At 60.5% G+C, this 20,636-nt stretch carries 21 protein-coding genes and 2 tRNA genes; 16 read left to right on the top strand and 7 right to left on the bottom strand.

Annotated elements, in window-relative coordinates:
* Positions 1-2: 2 nt before the first annotated feature.
* The 5 genes from remB to dnaA form a co-directional block, all read right to left on the bottom strand.
* Positions 3-302 (bottom strand): extracellular matrix regulator RemB, encoded by a 300-nt coding sequence (gene remB / locus GT748_RS08165; RefSeq protein ID WP_021660075.1) that lies wholly within the window; start codon positions 300-302, stop codon positions 3-5.
* 27 nt (positions 303-329) lie between these two features.
* Positions 330-1,430 carry a DNA replication/repair protein RecF gene (gene recF, locus GT748_RS08160; protein WP_161222331.1) on the bottom strand — a complete coding sequence of 367 codons (1,101 nt, stop codon included), beginning with the start codon at positions 1,428-1,430 and terminating at the stop codon, positions 330-332.
* On the bottom strand, positions 1,427-1,642 hold the full coding sequence (locus GT748_RS08155) for an RNA-binding S4 domain-containing protein (RefSeq protein ID WP_021660073.1): 216 nt from the start codon (positions 1,640-1,642) through the stop codon (positions 1,427-1,429). Before GT748_RS08155 ends, recF begins: the two co-directional genes overlap by 4 nt.
* Positions 1,632-2,738, bottom strand: coding sequence for a DNA polymerase III subunit beta (dnaN, locus tag GT748_RS08150; protein ID WP_021660072.1), 1,107 nt, complete (start codon positions 2,736-2,738; stop codon positions 1,632-1,634). The genes GT748_RS08155 and dnaN overlap by 11 nt, the downstream gene beginning before the upstream one ends.
* A gap of 360 nt (positions 2,739-3,098) precedes the next feature.
* A complete protein-coding gene (gene dnaA, locus GT748_RS08145) occupies positions 3,099-4,436 on the bottom strand; it encodes a chromosomal replication initiator protein DnaA (RefSeq protein ID WP_021660071.1) in 1,338 nt (445 codons plus the stop codon).
* Positions 4,437-4,840: 404 nt separating this feature from the next.
* Here dnaA and rpmH point away from each other — a divergent pair, with 404 nt between their 5' ends.
* The 16 genes from rpmH to GT748_RS08065 all read left to right on the top strand — a co-directional run bounded on the left by rpmH (position 4,841) and on the right by GT748_RS08065 (position 19,034).
* Entirely contained in the window at positions 4,841-4,975 is a 135-nt protein-coding gene (gene rpmH, locus GT748_RS08140; protein WP_021660069.1) for a 50S ribosomal protein L34, read from the top strand.
* A 59-nt stretch (positions 4,976-5,034) separates the two neighbouring features.
* Positions 5,035-5,406, top strand: a complete 372-nt coding sequence (gene rnpA / locus GT748_RS08135) for a ribonuclease P protein component (RefSeq protein ID WP_044992928.1) — start codon at positions 5,035-5,037, stop codon at positions 5,404-5,406.
* Positions 5,403-5,630: a membrane protein insertion efficiency factor YidD gene (gene yidD / locus GT748_RS08130; RefSeq protein WP_021660067.1), complete on the top strand. Its 228-nt coding sequence runs from the start codon at positions 5,403-5,405 to the stop codon at positions 5,628-5,630. Before rnpA ends, yidD begins: the two co-directional genes overlap by 4 nt.
* Before the next feature lie 34 nt (positions 5,631-5,664).
* Entirely contained in the window at positions 5,665-6,726 is a 1,062-nt protein-coding gene (locus tag GT748_RS08125) for a YidC/Oxa1 family membrane protein insertase (RefSeq protein ID WP_161213498.1), read from the top strand.
* Between the two features lie 30 nt (positions 6,727-6,756).
* Positions 6,757-7,722, top strand: coding sequence for an RNA-binding cell elongation regulator Jag/EloR (gene jag, locus GT748_RS08120; RefSeq protein WP_021660065.1), 966 nt, complete (start codon positions 6,757-6,759; stop codon positions 7,720-7,722).
* Between the two features lie 396 nt (positions 7,723-8,118).
* Entirely contained in the window at positions 8,119-8,502 is a 384-nt protein-coding gene (locus GT748_RS08115; RefSeq protein ID WP_021660062.1) for a VOC family protein, read from the top strand.
* 179 nt (positions 8,503-8,681) lie between these two features.
* Positions 8,682-10,061 carry a tRNA uridine-5-carboxymethylaminomethyl(34) synthesis GTPase MnmE gene (mnmE, locus tag GT748_RS08110; protein WP_021660061.1) on the top strand — a complete coding sequence of 460 codons (1,380 nt, stop codon included), beginning with the start codon at positions 8,682-8,684 and terminating at the stop codon, positions 10,059-10,061.
* Between the two features lie 75 nt (positions 10,062-10,136).
* Complete coding sequence (gene mnmG, locus GT748_RS08105) at positions 10,137-12,047, top strand: tRNA uridine-5-carboxymethylaminomethyl(34) synthesis enzyme MnmG (RefSeq protein WP_161213499.1); 1,911 nt, start codon at positions 10,137-10,139, stop codon at positions 12,045-12,047.
* The gene (gene rsmG, locus GT748_RS08100) at positions 12,044-12,754 is read left to right on the top strand and encodes a 16S rRNA (guanine(527)-N(7))-methyltransferase RsmG (RefSeq protein WP_021660059.1); all 711 of its coding nucleotides are present in this window, start codon (positions 12,044-12,046) and stop codon (positions 12,752-12,754) included. Before mnmG ends, rsmG begins: the two co-directional genes overlap by 4 nt.
* Before the next feature lie 167 nt (positions 12,755-12,921).
* Positions 12,922-13,746, top strand: a complete 825-nt coding sequence (locus GT748_RS08095; RefSeq protein ID WP_161213500.1) for a ParB/RepB/Spo0J family partition protein — start codon at positions 12,922-12,924, stop codon at positions 13,744-13,746.
* 304 nt (positions 13,747-14,050) lie between these two features.
* Positions 14,051-14,830: a ParA family protein gene (locus GT748_RS08090; RefSeq protein WP_044992911.1), complete on the top strand. Its 780-nt coding sequence runs from the start codon at positions 14,051-14,053 to the stop codon at positions 14,828-14,830.
* 3 nt (positions 14,831-14,833) lie between these two features.
* On the top strand, positions 14,834-15,685 hold the full coding sequence (locus GT748_RS08085; RefSeq protein ID WP_021660055.1) for a ParB/RepB/Spo0J family partition protein: 852 nt from the start codon (positions 14,834-14,836) through the stop codon (positions 15,683-15,685).
* A gap of 35 nt (positions 15,686-15,720) precedes the next feature.
* Positions 15,721-16,458 carry an acyl-[acyl-carrier-protein] thioesterase gene (locus tag GT748_RS08080; protein WP_073261037.1) on the top strand — a complete coding sequence of 246 codons (738 nt, stop codon included), beginning with the start codon at positions 15,721-15,723 and terminating at the stop codon, positions 16,456-16,458.
* Positions 16,459-16,763: 305 nt separating this feature from the next.
* On the top strand, positions 16,764-18,251 hold the full coding sequence (gene guaB / locus GT748_RS08075) for an IMP dehydrogenase (RefSeq protein WP_044992908.1): 1,488 nt from the start codon (positions 16,764-16,766) through the stop codon (positions 18,249-18,251).
* Positions 18,252-18,878: 627 nt separating this feature from the next.
* A tRNA-Met gene (locus tag GT748_RS08070) sits at positions 18,879-18,955 on the top strand.
* A gap of 4 nt (positions 18,956-18,959) precedes the next feature.
* A tRNA-Glu gene (locus GT748_RS08065) sits at positions 18,960-19,034 on the top strand.
* Between the two features lie 198 nt (positions 19,035-19,232).
* On the opposite strand, the gene GT748_RS08060 is transcribed toward GT748_RS08065, so the two are convergent.
* Entirely contained in the window at positions 19,233-20,147 is a 915-nt protein-coding gene (locus GT748_RS08060) for a hypothetical protein (protein ID WP_143161579.1), read from the bottom strand.
* 125 nt (positions 20,148-20,272) lie between these two features.
* A complete protein-coding gene (locus tag GT748_RS08055; RefSeq protein WP_044992906.1) occupies positions 20,273-20,575 on the bottom strand; it encodes a DUF6506 family protein in 303 nt (100 codons plus the stop codon).
* Positions 20,576-20,636 lie beyond the last annotated feature (61 nt).

The raw sequence follows: 20,636 nt of genomic DNA, 5'->3' as shown, positions 1-20,636 counted from the left end.
CTCTATTGGCCCTGCGGCTGGGTTTTGCGGTTGTAGCGGCCGGCCCGCTTGCGCAGGGTGGCCGACGAGATCTGCGAGATGTAGATGCGGGTCTTCCCCCGCTCGCCGCAGATGATAAAGGACTTGGGCAATTCCACTTGCAGGGGGTCCTGCTGGGAACAGACGTTGATGACCCCGCCCGCCGCCTCACAGCCCTTGAAAAAGGCCTTGGTGTCCCGGGACACCGAGGTGTTTTCGATGTCGAAGATGCCGATGATCGAGTCGGTGGAGACCACCGTGTCCTGACCGAGGTGGATGTACATAAATCGCTCTCTCTTTCCTAGTGGCGTTTAGGCGGGGGACAGGGCGCCCCGCTCCATCCGAAAGACCCTGCCGGACAGAAGGCCCTCAAAGTGGCCGGCGTCGCAGCAGGTGATGAAGACCTGCGCCCCCTCCAGATGGTTGAGGACATAGCTCTGCCGGCCCTGGTCCAGTTCGCTCATCACGTCGTCTAAAAGCATCACCGGCGTCTCCCCCGAGACCTCTTTGAGCAGGTACCCCTCGGCCAGCTTAAGGGCCAGGGCCGCGCTCCTCTGCTGTCCCTGGGAGCCGTAGACCTTGGCGTCGAGGCCGTCGATCTGCAAAGAGAAGTCGTCCCGGTGGACCCCCAGGGTCGAAAACCCGGCGCCGGTGTCGTCGGTGCGGGCGGCGCGCAGCGCCTCCCGGTAGGCGGCCTGTACCTGGGGGAGGGGGGTGGCGGGGGAGAGGGAGAGAAAGCTCTTGTAGCCGACTGTCAACTCCTCCCGCCGGGAGGAGAGGCCCTCATAGATGGAGCAGGCGTTCTGCCCCAACTTGTTCAGATAGCGCACCCTGGTGCGCCATACCTGCGCACCCCAGACGGCGATGGAGTCGTCAAAGACGTCCAGCAGGTCGTAGGCGGCCCCGTTTTTGTAGAGTTCTTTGAGGACGGCGTTTTTCTGCGAGAGGGCCTTTTTGTACTGGTAGAGCACATGGATGTAGCGGGGCCGCACCTGGCAGATGGCCCCGTCCAAAAAGCGGCGGCGGACCGACGGGCCCTCCTTGACGATGGAGAGGTGGGCGGGGGAGAAGACCACGCAGCAAAAACTGCCGGCCAGTTCGGCCGGGGAGGCCTTGCTCACCCCGTTGAGGAGGATCTCCCGCCGCTCGCCGTAGCGGAGCTTGGCGCTCTGCTCCCGCCCCTGCGCAGAGAAGGACAGGGAGAGGGTGGCGACCCGTTCCCCCTTTTTGACAAAGTCCCGCTCTTTGGAGGGGCGAAAGCTCTTGGCGCCGGTGAAGTTCCAAATCGCTTCGATCAGGTTGGTCTTGCCCTGGGCGTTGTCGCCGCAGATGACGTTGACCCCCTCGTCGGGACAGAGGGAGACGGAGGCGAGGTTGCGGTACCCCTCGGCCGAGAGAGAGAGGACCTTCACAGGGTGACCTCGTACTCCCGCCCGCCAAAGGAGAGGATGTCGCCGGGGTAGACCTTTTTGCCCCGCTGGGTGACGACCTCCCCGTTGACTTTGACCAGGCCTTCGGCCACCACCTCTTTCGCCTCTCCCCCGGTGCCGATGAGCCCGGCGAATTTTAGCAGCTGGTCGAGCTTGATGAAGGGGGGGCGGATGGAAATGGGCTCAGCCTTCATTTTTCAACCTCACGGGCAGCACCAGGAAGAGGAAGGAATCCCCCTCCGGCGGGGTGACGGTCATGGGGGTGAGGGAACTGGTAAAGGAGAGCTTCACCTCGTCGCAGTGGGCGTATTTGAGGGCGTCGAGAAGATATTTGTTGTTGAAGCCGATCTCGATGTCGTCCCCCTGCTTGTTGGCGACGAATTCGTCCTGCACCTTACCCAGGGGGGTCTTGCAGAGGACGCTGACCGTCGCGTCCTCAAAGGATATTTTGAGGGGGTTTTTGAAGCGGTCGTTGATGATGATGGACGCCCTCTCCACACTGTCGATGAAGGTGCGGGTGGCGACGGTGACCACCGTGTTGGAGGATTTGGGAATGGAGTTTTTGTAGTCCAGGAAGTTGCCCTCCAGCAGCCGGGAGAAGACCGAGTACCCCGAGACCTGAAAGAGGATGTGTTTGGGGGAGAGGTAGACGTCGGCCTGGTTTTCCTCCTCCTTGATCAGTTTGGCGATCTCGCTGGCGGTGCGGCCGGGGACGATGAAGTCGCAGGGAGTGAGGATCTGGGCGGGTTCCCGCCGCAGGGCCAACCGGTAGCCGTCGACAGCCACCAGGGTCAAAATGCCCTCCTCCGCCTCGAACTTGATGCCGGTGTGGACCGGCTTCTGGTCGTTTTGGGCCACGGCGTAGAGGGTCTGTTCGATCATGCTTTTGAGGGAGGCCTGGTCGATGGAGAGGGTCTTTTCCCCGTCGATCTGGGGGATGGCGGGAAATTCGGCCGCGTCGATGCCGATGATGGTGAACTCGGTCTGTTTGGTGGTGACGGTGGTGAGGAGGTTGGCGTCCACCGTCACGCTGACCGAATCGTCGGAGAGTTTGCGGATGATGTCGGAGAAGAGGCGGGCGGGTAAGACGATGGTGCCGGTCTCCTCGATTTCAGCGGGGATCTGGGTGGTGATGCCAAATTCCAGGTCGTAGCCCGAGAGGGTGATGCCGTCCTCCCCGGTTTGGATGAGGACCCCTTCCAGGGCGGGGATGTTGGACTTGCCGGGCACTGCCTTTTGGATATTCAACATTGCCTCGCTGAGGGATTGGCGGTCGCAGATGAATTTCATGGCAATTTCCTTTCTGTTTGGAAGATAGAAAAGATAAAGATAGTCGTAGTAGTAGGGGGTGTGAAAACGGTGGAAAAAGGGAACGGAGCCTGTCTGTGAGCGGCTTGAGGGCCTTTTTTTGGCGGTGGGGAGCGGTGTGAAAAAGTTGTGGAGTTTGTGGGGGAGGGCGGATCTCTCCACATCGCTGTGAAAAGGCGGGGCTTTTATGTGGGGAAAATGTGGGGTGTTTCGGGGAATTTGTTCCGCGCGCCCCTCTTTTTTTCGCCTATAATTATATAGGAAGGAAAAAGGGAGGGGATTTTCCCGCCCAGGGGGTTTTTCCACGGCCGGGGGAGAGGGTGTGGAATTTCAGGGGCCGCTCTATTTCTTGATGTTTTTGATGATGTCGTTGATGGTCTCTTGCAGCCGCTGGTTTTTCTTGAGCTTGCTCTTCATCTCGTTGAGGCTGTAAACGATGGTGGAGTGATCCCGCCCGCCCAGCTCTTCGCCGATGTTTTTCATGGGCATCTGGGTCACCTCGCGGATGACGTAGATGGCCACCTGGCGGGCCTGGGAGACGTCGGCCGATTTCTTTTTGCTCTTGATGTCCTGGGGGGAGACGTTGAAGGTGCGGGATACCTCGCTGATGATCCGCTCCACCGTCACCGGGATGGGCTGGTTGTCGTTGAGGATGTCCTTGATGGCCGCGTGGGCCACCGCCACCGTGGGGGAGATGCCTTCGAGCATCTTGTAGGCGTTGATCTTCTTCACCGCCCCCTCCAGCTGACGGATGTTGTTTTTGATCCGGTTGGCGATGAACTCGGTCACGTCGGAGGGGAGGTCGAGGCCCAAAAGCTCCGCCTTGCGGCGGATGATGGCGATCCGGGTCTCAAAGTCGGGGGGCTGGATGTCGGCCAGCAGCCCTGATTCAAAGCGGGAGCGAAGCCTGTCCTCCAGAGTCTTGATCTCTTTGGGCGGCCGGTCGGAGGAGAGGACGATCTGCTTGTGGGACTGAAAGAGGGTCTCGAAGGTGTGGAAGAACTCCTCCTGGGTGGAGATCTTGCCGCCGATGAACTGGATGTCGTCGATGAGGAGGACGTCGGCCACCCGGTACTTGTTGCGAAACTCCATGGTGGTGCCCGAGCCGATGGCCGAAATCATCTCGTTTGTGAACTCCTCGCCCTTGACGTAGACGATGTTGGCCTGGGGGTTGTTTTTCTTGACCTCGTTGCAGATGGCGAAGAGGAGGTGGGTCTTGCCCAGCCCCGAGTCGCCGTAGATGAAGAGGGGGTTGTACACGTTGGAGGGGTTGGCCGCCACGGCCATGGCCGCCGCGTGGGCGAAGTTGTTGGAGGAGCCGACGATGAAGGAGGCGAAGGTGTAGTCGTAGTCCCCGCCGATGCCCACCTGGTTGAGGGCCTCTTCCGGCTGCTTGTTCTCCTCTTTGGCGGCGGCGCCATCGCCCTTGACCATGGCGTCGCAGGTGATCTGCACGGCGACGGGGAAGCCCAGCACGCTCTCAAAGCCCTGTTTGATGATCTCCAGGTACTTCTCGTTGATCAGATCCTGCTGAAACTTGCTGCGGACATAGAGCAGGGCGGTGTCGTTTTCCAGTTTGACGGGTTCGATGCATTTGATCCACAGGTCGTACACCATGTCGGACAGTTGGGTTTTGCAGTGGTGGGCGACCAGTTCCCACACATCGCTGAAGGAATCCATAACGGCGAGTACCTCCCCTATCGAAAATAAAAATATTTTTGGATGCTATTTCATCACACCATTTTAGCACAAAATAGACCTGGTTTTCAACCGAAAAACACTCATCTGGAAGCATTTATAAAAGGAAATGGCGCAAATTTTCGTTTTGCGGGGAAGTAGGGGTATTTTGCAGGGGGAATGGGCGGGCCAAAAAAGAGCGATTGCAGGGCAAATTTCCGGGAGAAGAAAAAACAGGCGGCGCCAGAGGGGGAAGAGCAGGGGAAAAAGCAAACGGGGGAGAGCGGGGGAAAAGGGCCGAAAAAGGGCGTAGCCGTCCCCTTTTTTTAAAAAACCAGTTGACAGTTCGGGGAGAAATCCGTATACTAATTAAATGCAAGGTTTTGCCTCGAAAGGAGGGGTTTAGAGTGAAGAGAACCTACCAGCCCAAGAAGATCCACCGGAAAAAGGAGCACGGTTTCCGCAAGCGGATGAGCACCAGAAATGGCCGCCGTGTCTTGTCCCGCAGAAGAGCCAAGGGCAGAAAACATCTGAGCTACTAATGTGAAGGCCACAATCCGCATTGTGGCTTTTCTTTTTCTGCACGGAAAAAAGGGACGAAATGAAGCGACATCCGCACCGGCCGCCAGCTCCCCCCCCGGGGAAGGTGGCGCCAATCAAAGAAAATCGCGAATATCTCAGGGTCTACAAAAGGGGGCGCTCTCAGGTGCATCCCCTTATTGTGACATACGCGCTTAAAAACCGGCTGGGCTACACCCGGCTGGGAATCACCACCAGCAAAAAAATCGGCAAGGCCGTCCAGCGAAACCGGGCCCGCCGGCTGATCAAAACAGCCTACCGCAACCTCCTCCCGGAGATCGCGCCGGGCTATGACATTGTGGTGGTGGCGCGGACCAAGGCCACCTTCTCAAAGGAACAGATGGTGGAGCGCGCCCTTCGCAGCCAGCTGAAAAAGGCGGGCGTGCTGCCATGATACGGCGGTTTCTCATCGGCTGTATCCACTTTTATCAGCGCCATTTTCACCACCCCCCCACCTGCCGGTTTTACCCCACCTGCTCGCAGTATGCGGAGGAGGCGTTGGCAGTACACGGCGCCCTCTGGGGGAGTGTGCTGAGCATTTGGCGGGTGCTGCGCTGCAACCCGTTTGGCAAGGGCGGATTTGACCCCGTCCCGCCCAAGCGCCAAAAATCGAGGTAGATATTCTCGCACAGTACGGAGGAAAAAGACAACTATGAATTTCATCAGCGAAATTTTCGGGTACCCCTTGGGGTTCTTGATGCAGGGGTGCTACTTCCTGGTTCAAAGCTACGCCGTGGCGCTGTTCCTGTTTACTCTGGTCACCAAGATCCTGCTGTTCCCGCTGGCTGTCAAGCAGCAGAAATCCACCGCCCAGATGGCGGTGTTCCAGCCCAAGATCACCGAGATCAACAAGAAGTTCGCCACTGACAAGCGGCGCCAGCAAGAAGAGATGATGAAGCTGTACGAGGAGTACGGCTACAACCCCACCGGCGGCTGCCTGCCGATGCTCATTCAGTTCCCCATCCTCTTCGGCCTCATCGACGTGGTGTACAAGCCCCTGACCCACATCGTCCGCATCCCCAGCGACGTCATTCAAAAGGCCCTCACCTTTGCCGGTGAGACGCTGAATCTGGAGTTGAGCAAGGTCAATCCCCAGGTCTCTCTCATCAATGCGGTGAAGGCCGACCCGGGCAGCTTTGAGATGTTCAACGCCGAGCAGATTCACAAGATCACCAACATCAATTTCAACTTCTTCGGCATCGACATGTCCGCCACCCCCCACTTTGCACTGGAGCCCCTGGTAGTCGTCCCCATCCTGGCCGGGCTGACCATGATCCTCTCCTCCTGGGCCTCCATGAAGTTCTCCGGCTCGGGACAAGCCATGCAGGGGAACCCCGCCGGCGGGATGAGCAAGTTCATGCTCTACGGCATGTCCCTCTTCTCGGTGGTCTTTGCCTTTCAGGTGCCTGCCGGCGTCGGCCTCTACTGGATCTTCTCCAACGTGCTGCTGATTCTGCAGTCCTACCTCCTCAACAAGATCTACAACCCCAAAAAGTTGGCGGTCGAGTACGAGGCGAAGGTGGCGGCCATCAGAGAGGCCAAGAAGAAGAAGGTCAAGGTGGAGGTCAAGGATCAAGAGGGGCACAAGAAGACGGTGGAAAAGGTCCTCACCGAAAAGGAGCTCAACCGCCTGCGCCTGGCCAAGGCCCGCGAGTTGGACGAGGCCCGCTATGGCGGCGAGGAGTCCAAGCCGCAAGACAGCGAATCAAAATAGCCGCCGAAGGCAAGTAGGGGGTATATCGCTATGAGAGAGTGTATCAAAACCGCGCCCGATGTGGACCGCGCCATTGCGCTGGCCTGCGAGGAGTTGGGAGTGAGCCCGGAAGAGGCCAATGTGGAGGTGCTGGAACTGCCCTCCAAGCGGCTGTTCGGGCTGCTGGGCACCACCCCCGCCAAAGTGCGGGTACAGGTGGAGGAACCGGAGTGGGAGAAGAAACAGGCTGCCGAGGCCGCCAAACCCGCCCCCGTCGCCCCCCCTGTAAAACATGAGCCGCAGCCTGTCAAACAGGCGGACAAGCCCACCCCGGCCCCTGAGAAAAAGGCCGAGGAAGAGCCCGCCGCCCCCAAGGTGAGCGAGGCGGAGGAGGCCAAGGCCGCCGTGGCCGAGAGCTACCTGCGCGACATCCTGCAGAAGATGGGGATGGAGGGGATCACCGTTGAGCGCCGCTTTGGCAAAGACGGGGTGATCTTCAACCTCAGCGGCAGCAAGGTCGGCGGGCTGATCGGCCGCCGCGGCGAGACCCTGGACGCCATTCAGTACCTGACCAGCCTCTGTTGCAACCGGGGCGGCGGCGACTACCTGAAGGTGTCGATCGACAGCGGCGATTACCGGGAGAAGCGCAAGGAGACCCTGGAAGCCCTGGCCAAGAAGATCGCCGGGCAGGTGGTCAAGAGCGGCCGCTCCACCGCGCTGGAGCCCATGAACCCCTACGAGCGGCGGATCATCCACTCCGCTGTGCAGACGGTGGAGGGGGCCACCTCCAAATCGGTGGGGGAAGACCCCTACCGCAAGGTGGTCATCAGTTCAAAGAACCCGGTGAAGCGCAGCCGGCCCCCCTACGACCGCAGCCGCCGCAGCGGCGGGCGGAGAGACGGGGGAGAGAACCGCTCCAGAGAGCGGAGCCAGGGCCCTCGCCCCCCGCAGAAACCGGCGGAAAAGCCGAAGGACGAGGCGGCGGAGCTGCCCCTGTACGGGAAAATCGAGCTGTAAGATTGAGCGGGAGAAGCATGGGCTTCTCCCGCTTTTTTGACAAGGGGAAGCGGCGAGGTTTTCCACATCCCTTTGCAAGATGTGGAAAACAGGGGCTTTTTTTGTGGGAGATAGGAAAACAAATCGAAGTATTTTTGTATAATAAATTAATATAATACAAATAGTATATTTGGTAAGCACTTTTTGGGTCGATGGACGGCATCCCTTTCCCGCCCTTTGAAAAAAAGAGAAAAGGGCGGGGGACGGCTCTTGTAATTTGCCGGCACAATCCGTACAATAAAAAATGGATTTCAAGAAACTTCTTGTGTGTCCCCCTCTGCGCGAAGCGGCGGGAAGACGACTTGAATACCCCGCGACAGGGCGAACGGCCCGGCGACGGGAGGAGGGAAGACGAGGATGGAAACAAATATCTGTTCGGTGCTGGCCGTTTTCCCCGTCCCAGACATGGAGAGGACGGCGCGGTATTACTGTGATGTTTTGGGGTTTCGGGCAGTGCCCTATCTGACCGTGCAGGAGCCGCACGTCTGCCTTTACCGGGACCAGGTGGAGATCGTGTTGACCGGGGCCAACCGGGGGAGGATCTTCCCTCACCGGGAGCTGTACGGGTACGGGGAAGACGCCTATCTGGTGGTCCGCGACCAGGAGGCCCTGGAAGCGGAGTTCCGGGAAAAGGGGGCGAAGATCGTCCGTCCCCTGCAGCTGACCGACTACAACAACCGGGAGTTTGTGCTGGAGGACATCGACGGCCGCTGGCTGGCCTTTGGGATGAAGCAGGGGTAAAACCGGCGCGGCAGAACGGCCGCTTTCGGGCGTCGACGACATGCCGGAGATGCCAGGGCTGCGGGCAAAGATGCGCTTTTGCCGGCGGCCCCTAGGGGAGAGCCGTTGCAGGTTTGGTTTTCCACCGCCGGTCGACCGTTGGTGGAAAATCCGTTGTCCTTTAGGGAGGAGGAAGTTTTATGCAGACCACCATTGCCGCCATCGCCACCCCCCTGGGAACAGGGGGGCTGGGGGTGGTGCGTCTGTCGGGGCCCCGGGCCTATGAAATTGCGGCGCGGGTCTTTGTCCCCCTCAGCGGCAGGGACATCCGCCGTCAAAAGGGGTACACCGCCCTCTTGGGCCGGGTGGAACGCACCCTGCCCAATGGCGGGCGGGAGATGCTCGACCAGGCGGTGGCCCTCTTCTTTCGGGCCCCCAAAAGCTACACCGGGGAGGACGCGGTGGAGCTCTCCTGCCACGGCGGGGTGGCGGTGCTGCAGGAGACCCTGCGGGCGCTGCTGGACGCCGGTGCGGAGTTGGCGGGACCGGGCGAGTTTTCCAAGCGGGCGGTCTTGGCGGGGAAGATGACCCTCACCCAGGCAGAGGGGGTCATGGACCTGATCAACGCCCAGACCAGGCAGGGCGCTGCCGCTGCCCTTTCGGCCATGGACGGCCGCCTCTACCGGCACGCCGCCGCCATCCGCGCCGATTTGGTGGATTTGGCGGCCCATCTGGCGGCCTATGTGGACTACCCGGACGAGGACATCCCCCAGTTGGAGGAGGGCGTTTTGAGCGACCGGTTGCAGCAGGCTGCCGATCAGCTATCCGCCCTCCTGCAGAGTTTTGACACCGGCTCGATGATACGCAACGGCATTGACACCGCCATTGTGGGCAAGCCCAATGTGGGCAAATCCACCCTAATGAACCTGTTGGCCGGGTACCAGCGCAGCATCGTCACCCAGGTGCCGGGCACCACCCGCGATGTGGTGGAGGACCGGGTACAGCTGGGAGAGGTGACCCTCAACCTGGCCGACACGGCCGGCATTCGGGAGACCGACGACCTGGTGGAGCAGTTGGGGGTGCAGCGCTCCCGGGAGAAGTTGGAGCGGGCCCAGCTGGTGCTCGCCCTCTTTGACGGCTCGGTCCCTCTGGACGAGGAGGACCGGCAGCTCCTCTCGCAGATAGGGGACAAGCCCTGCATCGCTGTCATCAACAAGCAGGACAAGGCCCAGCGGCTGGACGTCGAGGCAGTGCGGGTCCAGATCCCCGACCTGGTGACCATGAGCGCCCGCGAGGAGCGGGGGGTGGAGGAGCTGGAACAGGCCATTTTGCGGAAGCTGCGGCTGGAGAGAATCGACCTGCAAAACGGGCTGCTCATCAACGAGCGGCAGCGGCAGGCCACCAGTCGGGCGGCGGCCCGGGTCGTGGACGGGTTGGACGCCCTGCGGGCGGGGATGACCTACGACGCGGTGGCGGTGGAGATCGACGAGGCCATTGCCGCCCTGTCGGAACTGACCGGTGAGAGCGCCGGGGAACAGGTCATCGACGCGGTGTTTGCAAATTTTTGTGTGGGAAAGTAGAGCGGACCGGATTCCACCGCTTTTTAAAAGATGTGGAAAACAGGGGCCGCTGACGGAAGAGGGATGAGACGAGAGATGGAACGGCTTTGTTTGGGCGAGTACGACGTGGTGGTCATTGGCGCCGGCCACGCCGGGGTGGAGGCGGCGCTGGCTGCCGCCCGGCTGGGGTGTAGGACCGCCCTCTTCACCATCACCCTGGACTTTATCGCCAACATGCCCTGCAACCCCTCCATCGGGGGGACGGCCAAGGGTCACCTGGTGCGGGAGATCGACGCCCTGGGCGGAGAGATGGGCCGGGCTGCCGACGCCACCTTTTTGCAGAGCCGGATGCTCAACCGGGGGAAGGGACCGGCGGTGCACAGCCTGCGGGTACAGTCGGATCGGGCCGCCTATCACGCCTACATGAAACAGGTGGTGGAGCGGCAGGAGGGCCTGGATGTCAAACAGGCCGAAATCGTGGAGATCCTCACCGACGGGGGGCGGGTCTCGGGGGTGGTGACCAAGTTGGGGGCCGAGTACGGCTGCCGAGCCGCCGTCATCGCCAGTGGCACCTTTTTGAACGCAGTGGTCTATGTGGGGGACGCCTCCTACCGCTCGGGCCCGGACGAGACAAGGGGGGCCGACCTCCTCTCCGACTCGCTGCGGCGGCTGGGCATCGGCCTGCGCCGGTTCAAAACCGGCACCCCGGCCCGGGTCAACCGGCGGAGCATCGACTTTTCCAAGCTGGAGCCCCAGGAGGGGGACGAGGAGATCGTCCCCTTCTCCTTCGAGACCCGAGGGGAGCTGCAAAACCGGGCGCTGTGCTACGTGGCCTACACCAACGAGAGGACCCACCAGGTCATTCGGGACAACATCCACCGCTCCCCCCTTTACGGGGGAAAGATCGAGGGGATCGGCCCCCGCTACTGTCCCAGCATCGAGGACAAGGTGATGCGCTTCCCCGACAAGCCCCGCCACCAGATTTTTGTGGAGCCCTGTGGGGAGAACACCGAGGAGTACTACCTGCAGGGGATGAGTTCCTCCCTGCCGGTGGATGTGCAGCTGGCCCTCTACCACACCATCGAGGGGTTTGAAAAGCTGGAGATTATGCGCAACGCCTATGCCATCGAGTACGACTGCATCGATCCCACCCAGCTGGCCCCCACACTGGAGTTCAAGGGGGTCCCCGGCCTCTTTGGGGCGGGGCAGTTCAACGGCACTTCCGGCTATGAGGAGGCCGCTGCCCAGGGGCTGGTGGCCGGGATCAACGCCGCCCAGGGGGTACAGGGGAAAGAGCCGCTGGTGCTCGACCGCTCCACCTCCTACATCGGCACCCTCATTGACGACCTGGTCATCAAGGGGGTCACCGACCCCTACCGGATGATGACCTCCCGCAGCGAGTACCGGCTGATCCTGCGCCAGGACAACGCCGACCAGCGGCTGACCCCCATCGGCTACCGGCTGGGACTCTGTTCTCAGGCGCGCTATGACGCCCTGATGGAAAAAAAGCGGGCCATTGACGCCGAGCTGGCCCGGCTGGAGGGGACGACCGTCTCCCCGACGGAAGAGCTCAATGCCCTGCTGCAGAAACTGGGCACCGCCCCGCTGCGCAGCGGGGCAAAACTTGCCGACCTGTTGCGCCGCCCCCAGGTGGGGTATGACGCTTTGGCCGGGGTGGACAGCCGGCGGCCGCTGCTGCCCCGCCCGGTGACCGAGCAGGTGGAGATCTCTCTGAAGTACGAGGGGTACATCCGCCGCCAGCTGGAGCAGGTGGAGCAGATGCAGAAGCTCGAGCGCAGGCGGCTGCCTGCGGAGATGGACTACGCCGCCATCGGCGGGCTGCGGTTGGAGGCAAGGGAGAAGTTGGCGGCAGTGCGCCCCCAAAATTTGGGACAGGCTTCCCGCATCTCGGGGGTCTCTCCGGCGGACATCTCGGTGCTGCTCATCTGGTTGAGCCAGCAAGGGGGTAAAGAGGAGAAGGACAGGGGAGAAAAGGGAGAACGATGATCGACAGAGAGAGAATGAGAGAGCTGGCGGCAGCCCAGGGAGTTGCTTTGAGCGACCTGCAGCTGGAACAGTTGGACCGGTACGCCGTCACGCTGGTGGAGGCCAACCAAAAGATGAACCTGACAGCCATTGTCGACCGGCAGGGGATCGAGGAGAAGCATTTTTTAGACAGCTTGCTGTTGGTGCCCCTGTTGCCGGTGGGCTGCAAGAGCCTGATCGACGTGGGGACCGGGGCGGGCTTTCCCGGGGTGGTGGCCAAGGTCGCCCTGCCCGGCCTTCGCCTCACCCTGCTGGACAGCCTGCAGAAACGGGTGACCTTTTTAGAGGAGCTCTCTGCCCACCTGGGCTTTGGCGGGGTGACCTGCCTGCACGGCCGGGCGGAGGAGGGGGGCCGCGACCCTGCACTGCGGGAGCAATTTGACGTGGCCACCGCCCGGGCGGTGGCCGACCTGGCGGTGCTGGCGGAATACTGTCTGCCCTTCGTGCGGCTGGGCGGCCGTTTCTTTGCCTTGAAGGGACCTGCCTGTGAGGAGGAGTTGGAACGGGCTGCCTCGGCCATTGCCCTGCTGGGGGGCAAGGTGGTGGGCGTTCATCCCCAAACCCTGCCCGACGGCAGCAGCCGAAACATAGTAGAGGTCAAAAAGATATCGCAAACTCCGACAAAATATCCCCGGAACGCCGGGAAAATCAAAAAAAATCCGCTTTGAGGGCGGATTTTTTTGTTGCCCACAGGAAGGCTGTGTCGATTTTGGAAGATGGAAATGTCTGGAAAACTCATTTCCCGCGTGCTATACTGAAAAAGAAGCAGGACAAGCTGTATTTTTACAGGATACCGCCTTTTTTGGAAAAAGCGGTGAAATGGGAGGAGACAACAATGGCATCTCTTTTTTCAAAAAACAAAGTGGTGGGAAAGGTGGTGGATCTGCCCATTGAGGAGATCCAGGCCAATCCCGCCCAGCCCCGCATGGAGTTTGACGCCTATGAGCTCATCGGCCTTTCGGAGAGCATTCGCCAGAACGGGCTGTTGCAGCCCATTACGGTGCGCAAACTGGAAGAGGGTGGGTATGAGCTCATCTCAGGGGAGAGACGGTTGCGCGCCTCCAAGCTGGCCCGGTTTTCCACCATTCACGCCATCGTTGTGGAATCCAGTGAGGAACAGTCGGCGGTATTTGCCCTGTTGGAAAATATTCAGCGGCAGGACCTGAACTGCTTTGAGCAGGCGCGGGGGATCAAAAAGCTGATGGAGTGCTGGCATGTCACTCAGGAGGAGACGGCCCGCCGCCTGGGGATCGCCCAGTCCACCTTGGCCAATAAACTGCGGCTGTTGGGGCTGGACAGGGAGGTGCAGGACTGCATCGTCTCCCAAAAGTTGAGTGAGCGCCATGCCCGCGCCCTGCTGCAGGTGGGGAAAGAGAAGCGCCTATCGGTGGCCCAGTTGGTGGCACAGCGCCATTACAGTGTGGTACAGACAGAGGACTACATTGCCCGGATGACGGCGAAGGACGCTGCCACAGCAGCCAGGCAGAGAAACCGCTTTATTGTCAAGGATGTCCGCATCTTTCTCAACACAGTGGACAAGGCCATTGATTTGATGAAGCAGGCGGGGGTCGACGCCCAGGCGAGCACCGTAAAGGGGGAGGAGTATATCGAGTACAACATCCGCATCCCCCTCAAAAAAAGGGAAAAGGAGAGCGCCTAGGTCTTGCTAAAAGCGGACTGTTTTGGGAAGGACAGGCCGCTCGTGCAAACAATGAGATTGACGTGCTCCTTTTGATAGAGAGTGCCTACGGGCGCGAGAAGGAAAAAGAAAGGCCAAAAGGCCTTTCTTTTTTGCCGTTTGGAAAGAGAGAATGTTTCACGTGGAACAGCAACGGGTTGTTTGTTCCACGTGAAACATCTCAAAATAAGGAAAAAGGGGAGGAGGGTTTTTTTGAAAGGGGAGCTGTGCTATAATGATCACAGACTTTGTTGAAATAAGAGCACGAGGAGGAGGCGGAGTGTCCTTGGGAAAAACCATTGCCATTGCCAACCAAAAGGGCGGGGTGGGGAAGACCACCACCGCCGTCAATTTGGCGGCCAGCCTGGGTGAACTGGGGAAACGGGTGCTTCTGGTGGACATTGACCCCCAGGGGAACGCCACCAGCGGCCTGGGGGTCAACAAGCGCGCCAGCGAGCAGACCACCTATGAACTGATGACCGGTGACGCCGCCTTTGACCAGGTCGTGGTGCACAGCGCCTTTAAAAATGTCGACCTGTTGCCCTCCAGCATCCAGTTGGCCGGGGCGGAAATCGAACTGGTGGAGATGGCGGACCGTCAGAACCGCCTCAAAAAGACCATTGCCGAGGGCAAGGAGCGATATGACTATCTGCTCATCGACAGCCCCCCCTCCCTGGGGCTTATCACCCTCAACGGGCTGGTGGCGGCCGATACCATCCTGATCCCCATTCAGTGCGAGTACTATGCGCTGGAAGGGCTCTCTCAGCTGATGAACACGGTGCGCCAGGTCAAGCGGCTCTACAACCCCCTCCTCGAGGTGGAAGGGGTGGTGCTGACCATGTACGACAGCCGTCTCAACCTGACGGTGCAGGTGGTGGAAGAGGTCAAGCGCTACTTTGGGGCCAAGGTGTATGCCACAGCTGTGCCCCGCAACGTGCGCCTCTCCGAGGCGCCGAGTTTTGGCCAGCCCGCCCTCTACTACGACAGGGGTTCCCGGGGGGCCAAGAGCTATCTGGAACTGGCGGAGGAGCTTCTCCGCCGAAATGGCGACAAGGCGGTGATTTAGAGGATGGCAACCAAGAAGAGAGGGCTGGGCAAAGGCCTGGACGCCCTGTTTGTAGACAATGCGGTGGAGAGTGAGAGTCGGGTCAACACCCTGCCCATTGCCGAGGTGGAGCCCAACCGGGACCAGCCCCGCAAGGAGTTTGACCAGGAGGCCTTAGAGGAGTTGGCCGCCTCCATCGCCGAGCACGGGGTTCTGCAGCCCATTTTGGTGCGCCCGGTGTCCGGCGGATACCAGATCGTCGCCGGTGAGCGCCGCTGGCGGGCGGCGAGATTGGCGGGGTTGGTGGAGATCCCCGCCGTCATCAAGGAGATGACCGACCAGGAGGTGGGACAGGCCGCCCTGGTGGAAAACCTGCAGCGGGAAGACCTGAATCCCGTGGAAGAGGCGCTGGGCTACCACCAGTTGATGGAGCAGTTTGGCATGACCCAGGAACAGGTGGCCAAAAAGGTCTCCAAATCCCGGCCGGCAGTGGCCAACGCCGTGCGGCTGCTGGGCCTGCCGGAAGAGGTGTTGGCCTTTTTGCGGGCGGGCAGTCTTACGGCGGGGCATGCCAAGGCACTGCTCTCCCTCAAGGAGGAAGAGCTGGTGCTTCCCACCGCCCAGTTGATGGTGGAAAAGCGCCTTTCTGTGCGGGAGGCCGAGCGATACTGCAAGCGCCTCAACGCCGCCCCCAAGGCAGAGAAGGGGGTCCTCCCCCCCGAGCCCATCTTCAAAGAGGTGGAGTTGAGTCTCACCGAGGTGTTGGGCCGCCGGGTCAAGGTGACCACCGACGGCACCAAGGGGAAGTTGGAGATCGAGTATTTTTCCAAAGACGATTTGGTGCGGCTGGCCAGCGTCTTCAACGAAAAAATTTAGGCTTTCATCTGCCGGAGAGAGAAGGGGCGAGGAGTTTGTACACACAGCATCTTTTGGTACCCGAACACCAGGCGGGCGCGTCGGGAGAGATGAGTCTGGGCTATATGATGCGCAACGTACAGGAGGTGGCGACCAACCACTTCGCCAGTCAAAACGGTCTCCCCTGTGACGACAAGGGCAGCTGGAAGGTGGCCTTTTTCATCGCCAACTGCCATCTGCAGATCGCCCGCCCTCCGCGGGTGGGGGAGGAAATCGCGGTCGGCACCTTCCTGCGCCGGGTGAGCGGCGCCTTTTTTGAGCGGGACACCGAGATCCGCTCTGCCCAGGGGGAGGTTTTGGTGCGAAGCTGCAGCAACTGGTTTTTGCTCGACCGGCAGAGCATGTCGGTGCTCAAACCCAGCGAGTGCCCCTATCAAAACGAGATGGAGGGTCGGGACTTCCCCGTCACCTCCCAGCGGCGGCTCCGCTTTTCCCTCGATGCGCTGCGGTGGGTGGGGGAGCGGACGATCCGCTACACCATGATCGACGCCAACGGCCACACCAACAACGCCGTCTACGGCGACCTGGCCATGGATGCCTGTTGGCAGGTCTTCGGCGGCCGCCAGCCCAGCGGGGCACAGTTTGTCTTTAACCACCAAGCCAAGTTGGGCGACCGGCTGCAGCTTTTCGCCGCAGAGGAAGAGAATGATGTGCTGTTGGTGGGAAAAATTGGGGATGGCCGGGAGGCGCCGGACGGCAAGGGCGCCTGTTTTGTCTGTGCCCTGGAAAAATAGAGAGGGGTGGAGAAGGAAGTTCTCCACCCCTTTTTGGCGCCCCCGAACGAGGAGGAGCGAACCATTTTGGAAAGCGGTTTCCAAGAGGTGGGGGAGAGGGGGCAAGGGGACATGGGAAAAGGGGGAGAAGATCGCTTTTTTCTATTCTGTTTGCCTAAAAAAACGGAAAAAGGAGGGGATAAAATGTCTGCCAGCCTTCATTGCATAAGGCTATGCAAAATGATACAATAGGTATCAAATCAGACGACGCCACCAGAGGGAGCCGGTGCGCCAGCTCTCAGGACAACAAGGGGAGAGGAGAAAATATGGGTATTTTTGACGAGTTGGATTACGGCTATAAGTTTGCGAGAGAGGGCCTGACCTTCGACGACGTGCTGCTGGTTCCCGCCAAGAGCGAGGTCCTGCCGGCCGATGTGAGCACCGCCACCGTTCTGGCGGGGGACATTCGGCTCAACACCCCCTTCCTTACCGCCGCCATGGACACCGTCACCGAGTCGGCCATGGCCATCGCCATTGCCAGAGAGGGCGGCATCGGCTTTATCCACAAGAATATGACCATTGAGCGCCAGGCCGAAGAGGTCGACAAGGTCAAGAGAAGTGAAAACGGCGTCATCGTCAACCCATTCTATCTCTCCCCCGACAACCTGGTGGCCGAGGCGGACGCCCTCATGGGCAAGTACAAGATTTCCGGCGTGCCCATCTGCGAGGGGCAGAAGCTGGTGGGGATCATCACCAACCGCGACCTGAAGTTCCTCGACAACTTCAACATCCCCATCCGCAATGTGATGACCAAAGAAGGGCTGGTGGTGGCCCCGGTGGGGACCACCATCGACCAGGCCAAAGAGATCCTCTGGAAAAACAAAATTGAAAAACTCCCCATCGTCGACGAAAAGGGCAACCTGAAGGGTCTCATCACCATCAAAGACATTGAGAAGGCCGTTCAGTACCCCAACTCCGCCCGCGACAAGAAGAGCCGCCTCCTCTGCGGCGCGGCCATCGGCGTCACCCAGAACATCCTCGAGCGGGCCCGCGCTCTGGTCGAGGCGGAGGTCGACGTGCTGGTACTCGACTCGGCCCACGGCCACTCCCGCGGCATCATGAGCTGCATTGAAAAGGTGAAAAACGCCTTCCCCGATGTGCCGCTGATTGCCGGCAACATCGCCACCGCTGCCGCCGCCAAAGACCTGATCGAGGCGGGCGCCGACGCGCTGAAGGTGGGCATCGGCCCCGGCTCCATCTGCACCACCCGGGTGGTGGCAGGCATCGGCGTGCCCCAGCTCACCGCCATCTTCGACGTGGCCCAGGTGGCCGCCCGCAAGGGGATCCCGGTCATTGCCGACGGCGGCATCAAGTACTCGGGCGATATCGTCAAGGCCCTGGCCGCCGGCGCCAACACCGTGATGATGGGTTCGCTGCTGGCCGGGTGCGACGAGTCCCCCAGCGACAGCGAGATCTACCAGGGCAGAAAATTCAAGGTCTACCGCGGCATGGGCAGCGTGGGCGCCATGTCTGGCGCCCAGGGCAGCCGGGACCGCTACTTCCAGGAGAACAACAAAAAGCTGGTGCCCGAAGGGGTCGAGGGCCGGGTCCCCTACAAGGGCTCGGTGTCCGACACCATCTACCAGATGTTGGGCGGGCTGAAAGCCGGTATGGGTTACTGTGGGGCCGCCACCATTGACGACCTGCGCAAGTACGCCCAGTTCATCAAGATTTCCGGCGCCGGTCTGCGGGAGAGCCACCCCCACGACATCTACATCACCAAAGAGTCCCCCAACTACTCCACCAACGAGTAAAAAAAGAGACTGGCAGCGCCGCAGGGTTTTCCTGCGGCGCTGCTTTTTTGTCGCTTTGGCGCCCAAAACTTTTGGCGCTGTCGGGGGAAGAAAATTGGATTGACAGAGGATTTTCTGAAAGAAGGCTGCCGAGGATGCAAAAAAGCGATCATTGGGACAGAGAGGACGCGAAAGGATGGCCTAGAATGGCCGACTGATTGATGAGTGGGTGGCACGTACGCCTGGCGGTTCGATACTCCTTGAGGGGTTAAAATTGGGCTGTACTCTCTTTTGGGGTCGGTGCAAACCACCTGTTTTGTCAGTGGTTTCGATTGCTCCCATCCCTGGTGGCGGAGCCTTGATGAGAAAGTCGGGGCGACACTGGGCAAATGGGTTGCCGGCTCATCTGTCGAGAAAAAGAGGGCAGAAAGGAAGAAATATTGTATATTATAAGATGAATATTACAAAATGTATTGAATAATCAATGAGAATAAACGGCCTTTTGGGGGAAACAATAAGAAAGCCGCCATTGGAGGGGAAACGGGGGAAGAGTTTGGCAAAAGGTGTTGACAAACAGGCCTGTTTGACGTATAATTTATAACGTTCTCTTGTGGTACCGCTTTCAGCGGTTCTGACCAGATTACATGTGGCGGTATAGCTCAGTTGGCTAGAGCATGCGGTTCATACCCGCAGTGTCATTGGTTCGAATCCAATTACCGCTACCAATTTGGCCCGATGGTCAAGAGGTTAAGACACCGCCCTTTCACGGCGGTATCGGGGGTTCAATTCCCCCTCGGGTCACCATGCACCATTGGGGCAGCCGCTGCACAAAATTGTGCAGCGGTTTTTTCGTGTCTTGCAATAGGAATAGGGGCCGGGTTTTCCACAGTCACAGAACTGTGTGTGGAAAACCCGGCCCCTTTTTTGCGGAGGACCCTGGAGGAGTGGAAGAGGACAATGGCGGTAGCAGAAGACGGCGGCCTATTTTGCGGCCATAGGGATTTATAGGTAGCCGATTTGATGGAGGATCTGGCGGAGGTCCTCCTCCTCCACGATGTCGCAGTGGGCGTACACCGCGGTGTTCCAACTGTAGAGGGCCACGGCGTATGCCCCGTTGGCGCGCACGGTGTAACGGGCAAAAGCACCGCCCTCCGCGCGCTGCTCCTCGCGGGCGCTATCTCTCTCCGCCGCGTCACTGAAGACGGCGCGAGCGCGCTCAAAAAAAGCGGCGGCGGTGGTCTTGCTGTCAAAGCGATAGAATTCAAAGCGCAGCCCATTGCCGGTCGAGAGGACCGCGTCCTCGATCGATGGGCGCTCTGCCAGGTAGTTGCTGTCCAGCGGCGCAGGAGTGTAGCCCTGGATGAGAAGTGCCTCCTGTACCTGGGCGCTGCTGGCGGGCCGGGTGGGCAGGTTGGCCGCCTGCAGGGGGAGCCAGACCATCAGCCCCAGCAGGGAAAGTGTCAGGGCGAGTTTGCCCACCTCAGAGGCAATGGCCCTTCCTCGGCCCCCTTCCTCCCGGAGGGCTTTGCTGCGGGCGGTGAAGGAGAGGTTGACGGCGGTGGTGACGGCGGTGACGACGGCCACCGCAATACCGGCATAGCCCAAGAACCGGTCGAGGACAAAGGTGAAGAAGCTGAAGAGCGAAAGGTTCAGGCAGAGAACGGGGGAGACGGTGCAGAGCTGGTAGAGAAAGAGCAGCCGTCTGGTTTTGCCGGGTTCCGGCGAATGGCCGATCAGCCATCCCAGCACCCAGCGGTGGGGATGCAGACGGCTGTGTACCGCCCTTCGCTCTGCCAGCACCCGGTCGGGGCTGGTGGCGGCCGAGCGGCAGACCCTCTCAAACAGCCACTGGCTGCCCCAGTTGCTCAGGGGGATGAGGAGGGCGAAGGCGAGCATCCTGATGAGCGGTTGATCCACAGCAAAGCTCCTCTCTGTAATCACCTCTTGTGGCGGGGGTCTGGAAAAAAGGGCTGCCACCGGCTTTGCAAAAGAGGGGCACGGAAATCCTTCCGCGCCCCTCTTCTCGCTGCCCGGCCTTTCCTTTAGCCGAAGAGGGCGGCGAACTTCTCGTCCTGGCTGGGATCGTGCACCACATAACCCACCGCCACCTTGTCGCCGGCGGCCTGGGCGACGGCTGCCGCCCCCTCGGGTCCGAAGGCGCCGCACACCTCGATCAGCTCGATCCCCTCGGCGGCCAGCTCTCTGGCCTCCTCACAGGCGGCCTCCAGGCTGGGCACCCCGATGGTGGTGACCAGGTTCCCGGTGCTCTCAAAATAGGAGCGGTGACGGGCGGACTCGAACTCAGAGCCCATGATGAGAAAGGCGAAATGCAGGAGATGATCCATTGTCATGTCCTCCTTTAAAAAGGGGTCGGGGAGGTCGCGCCACAGGGCGGGACACTCCTGG

Source organism: Bittarella massiliensis (ex Durand et al. 2017), from assembly GCF_009876955.1.
Lineage (GTDB): Bacteria > Bacillota > Clostridia > Oscillospirales > Ruminococcaceae > Bittarella > Bittarella massiliensis.
The sequence above is the reverse complement of the archived record's forward strand: the minus strand, read 5'-3'. Positions and strand labels throughout refer to the sequence as shown.

What these genes read in the sequence shown, in the direction of transcription:
- dnaA (WP_021660071.1), bottom strand. Translation starts at nt 4,436, where the DNA reads ATGGATTCCTTCAGCGATGTGTGGGAACTGGTCGCCCACCACTGCAAA.
- GT748_RS08155 (WP_021660073.1), bottom strand. Translation starts at nt 1,642, where the DNA reads ATGAAGGCTGAGCCCATTTCCATCCGCCCCCCCTTCATCAAGCTCGAC.
- GT748_RS08115 (WP_021660062.1), top strand. Translation starts at nt 8,119, where the DNA reads ATGGAAACAAATATCTGTTCGGTGCTGGCCGTTTTCCCCGTCCCAGAC.
- dnaN (WP_021660072.1), bottom strand. Translation starts at nt 2,738, where the DNA reads ATGAAATTCATCTGCGACCGCCAATCCCTCAGCGAGGCAATGTTGAAT.
- remB (WP_021660075.1), bottom strand. Translation starts at nt 302, where the DNA reads ATGTACATCCACCTCGGTCAGGACACGGTGGTCTCCACCGACTCGATC.
- jag (WP_021660065.1), top strand. Translation starts at nt 6,757, where the DNA reads ATGAGAGAGTGTATCAAAACCGCGCCCGATGTGGACCGCGCCATTGCG.
- guaB (WP_044992908.1), top strand. Translation starts at nt 16,764, where the DNA reads ATGGGTATTTTTGACGAGTTGGATTACGGCTATAAGTTTGCGAGAGAG.
- GT748_RS08095 (WP_161213500.1), top strand. Translation starts at nt 12,922, where the DNA reads ATGGCATCTCTTTTTTCAAAAAACAAAGTGGTGGGAAAGGTGGTGGAT.
- mnmE (WP_021660061.1), top strand. Translation starts at nt 8,682, where the DNA reads ATGCAGACCACCATTGCCGCCATCGCCACCCCCCTGGGAACAGGGGGG.
- yidD (WP_021660067.1), top strand. Translation starts at nt 5,403, where the DNA reads ATGATACGGCGGTTTCTCATCGGCTGTATCCACTTTTATCAGCGCCAT.
- mnmG (WP_161213499.1), top strand. Translation starts at nt 10,137, where the DNA reads ATGGAACGGCTTTGTTTGGGCGAGTACGACGTGGTGGTCATTGGCGCC.
- rnpA (WP_044992928.1), top strand. Translation starts at nt 5,035, where the DNA reads ATGAAGCGACATCCGCACCGGCCGCCAGCTCCCCCCCCGGGGAAGGTG.
- rsmG (WP_021660059.1), top strand. Translation starts at nt 12,044, where the DNA reads ATGATCGACAGAGAGAGAATGAGAGAGCTGGCGGCAGCCCAGGGAGTT.
- GT748_RS08125 (WP_161213498.1), top strand. Translation starts at nt 5,665, where the DNA reads ATGAATTTCATCAGCGAAATTTTCGGGTACCCCTTGGGGTTCTTGATG.
- GT748_RS08085 (WP_021660055.1), top strand. Translation starts at nt 14,834, where the DNA reads ATGGCAACCAAGAAGAGAGGGCTGGGCAAAGGCCTGGACGCCCTGTTT.
- GT748_RS08055 (WP_044992906.1), bottom strand. Translation starts at nt 20,575, where the DNA reads ATGGATCATCTCCTGCATTTCGCCTTTCTCATCATGGGCTCTGAGTTC.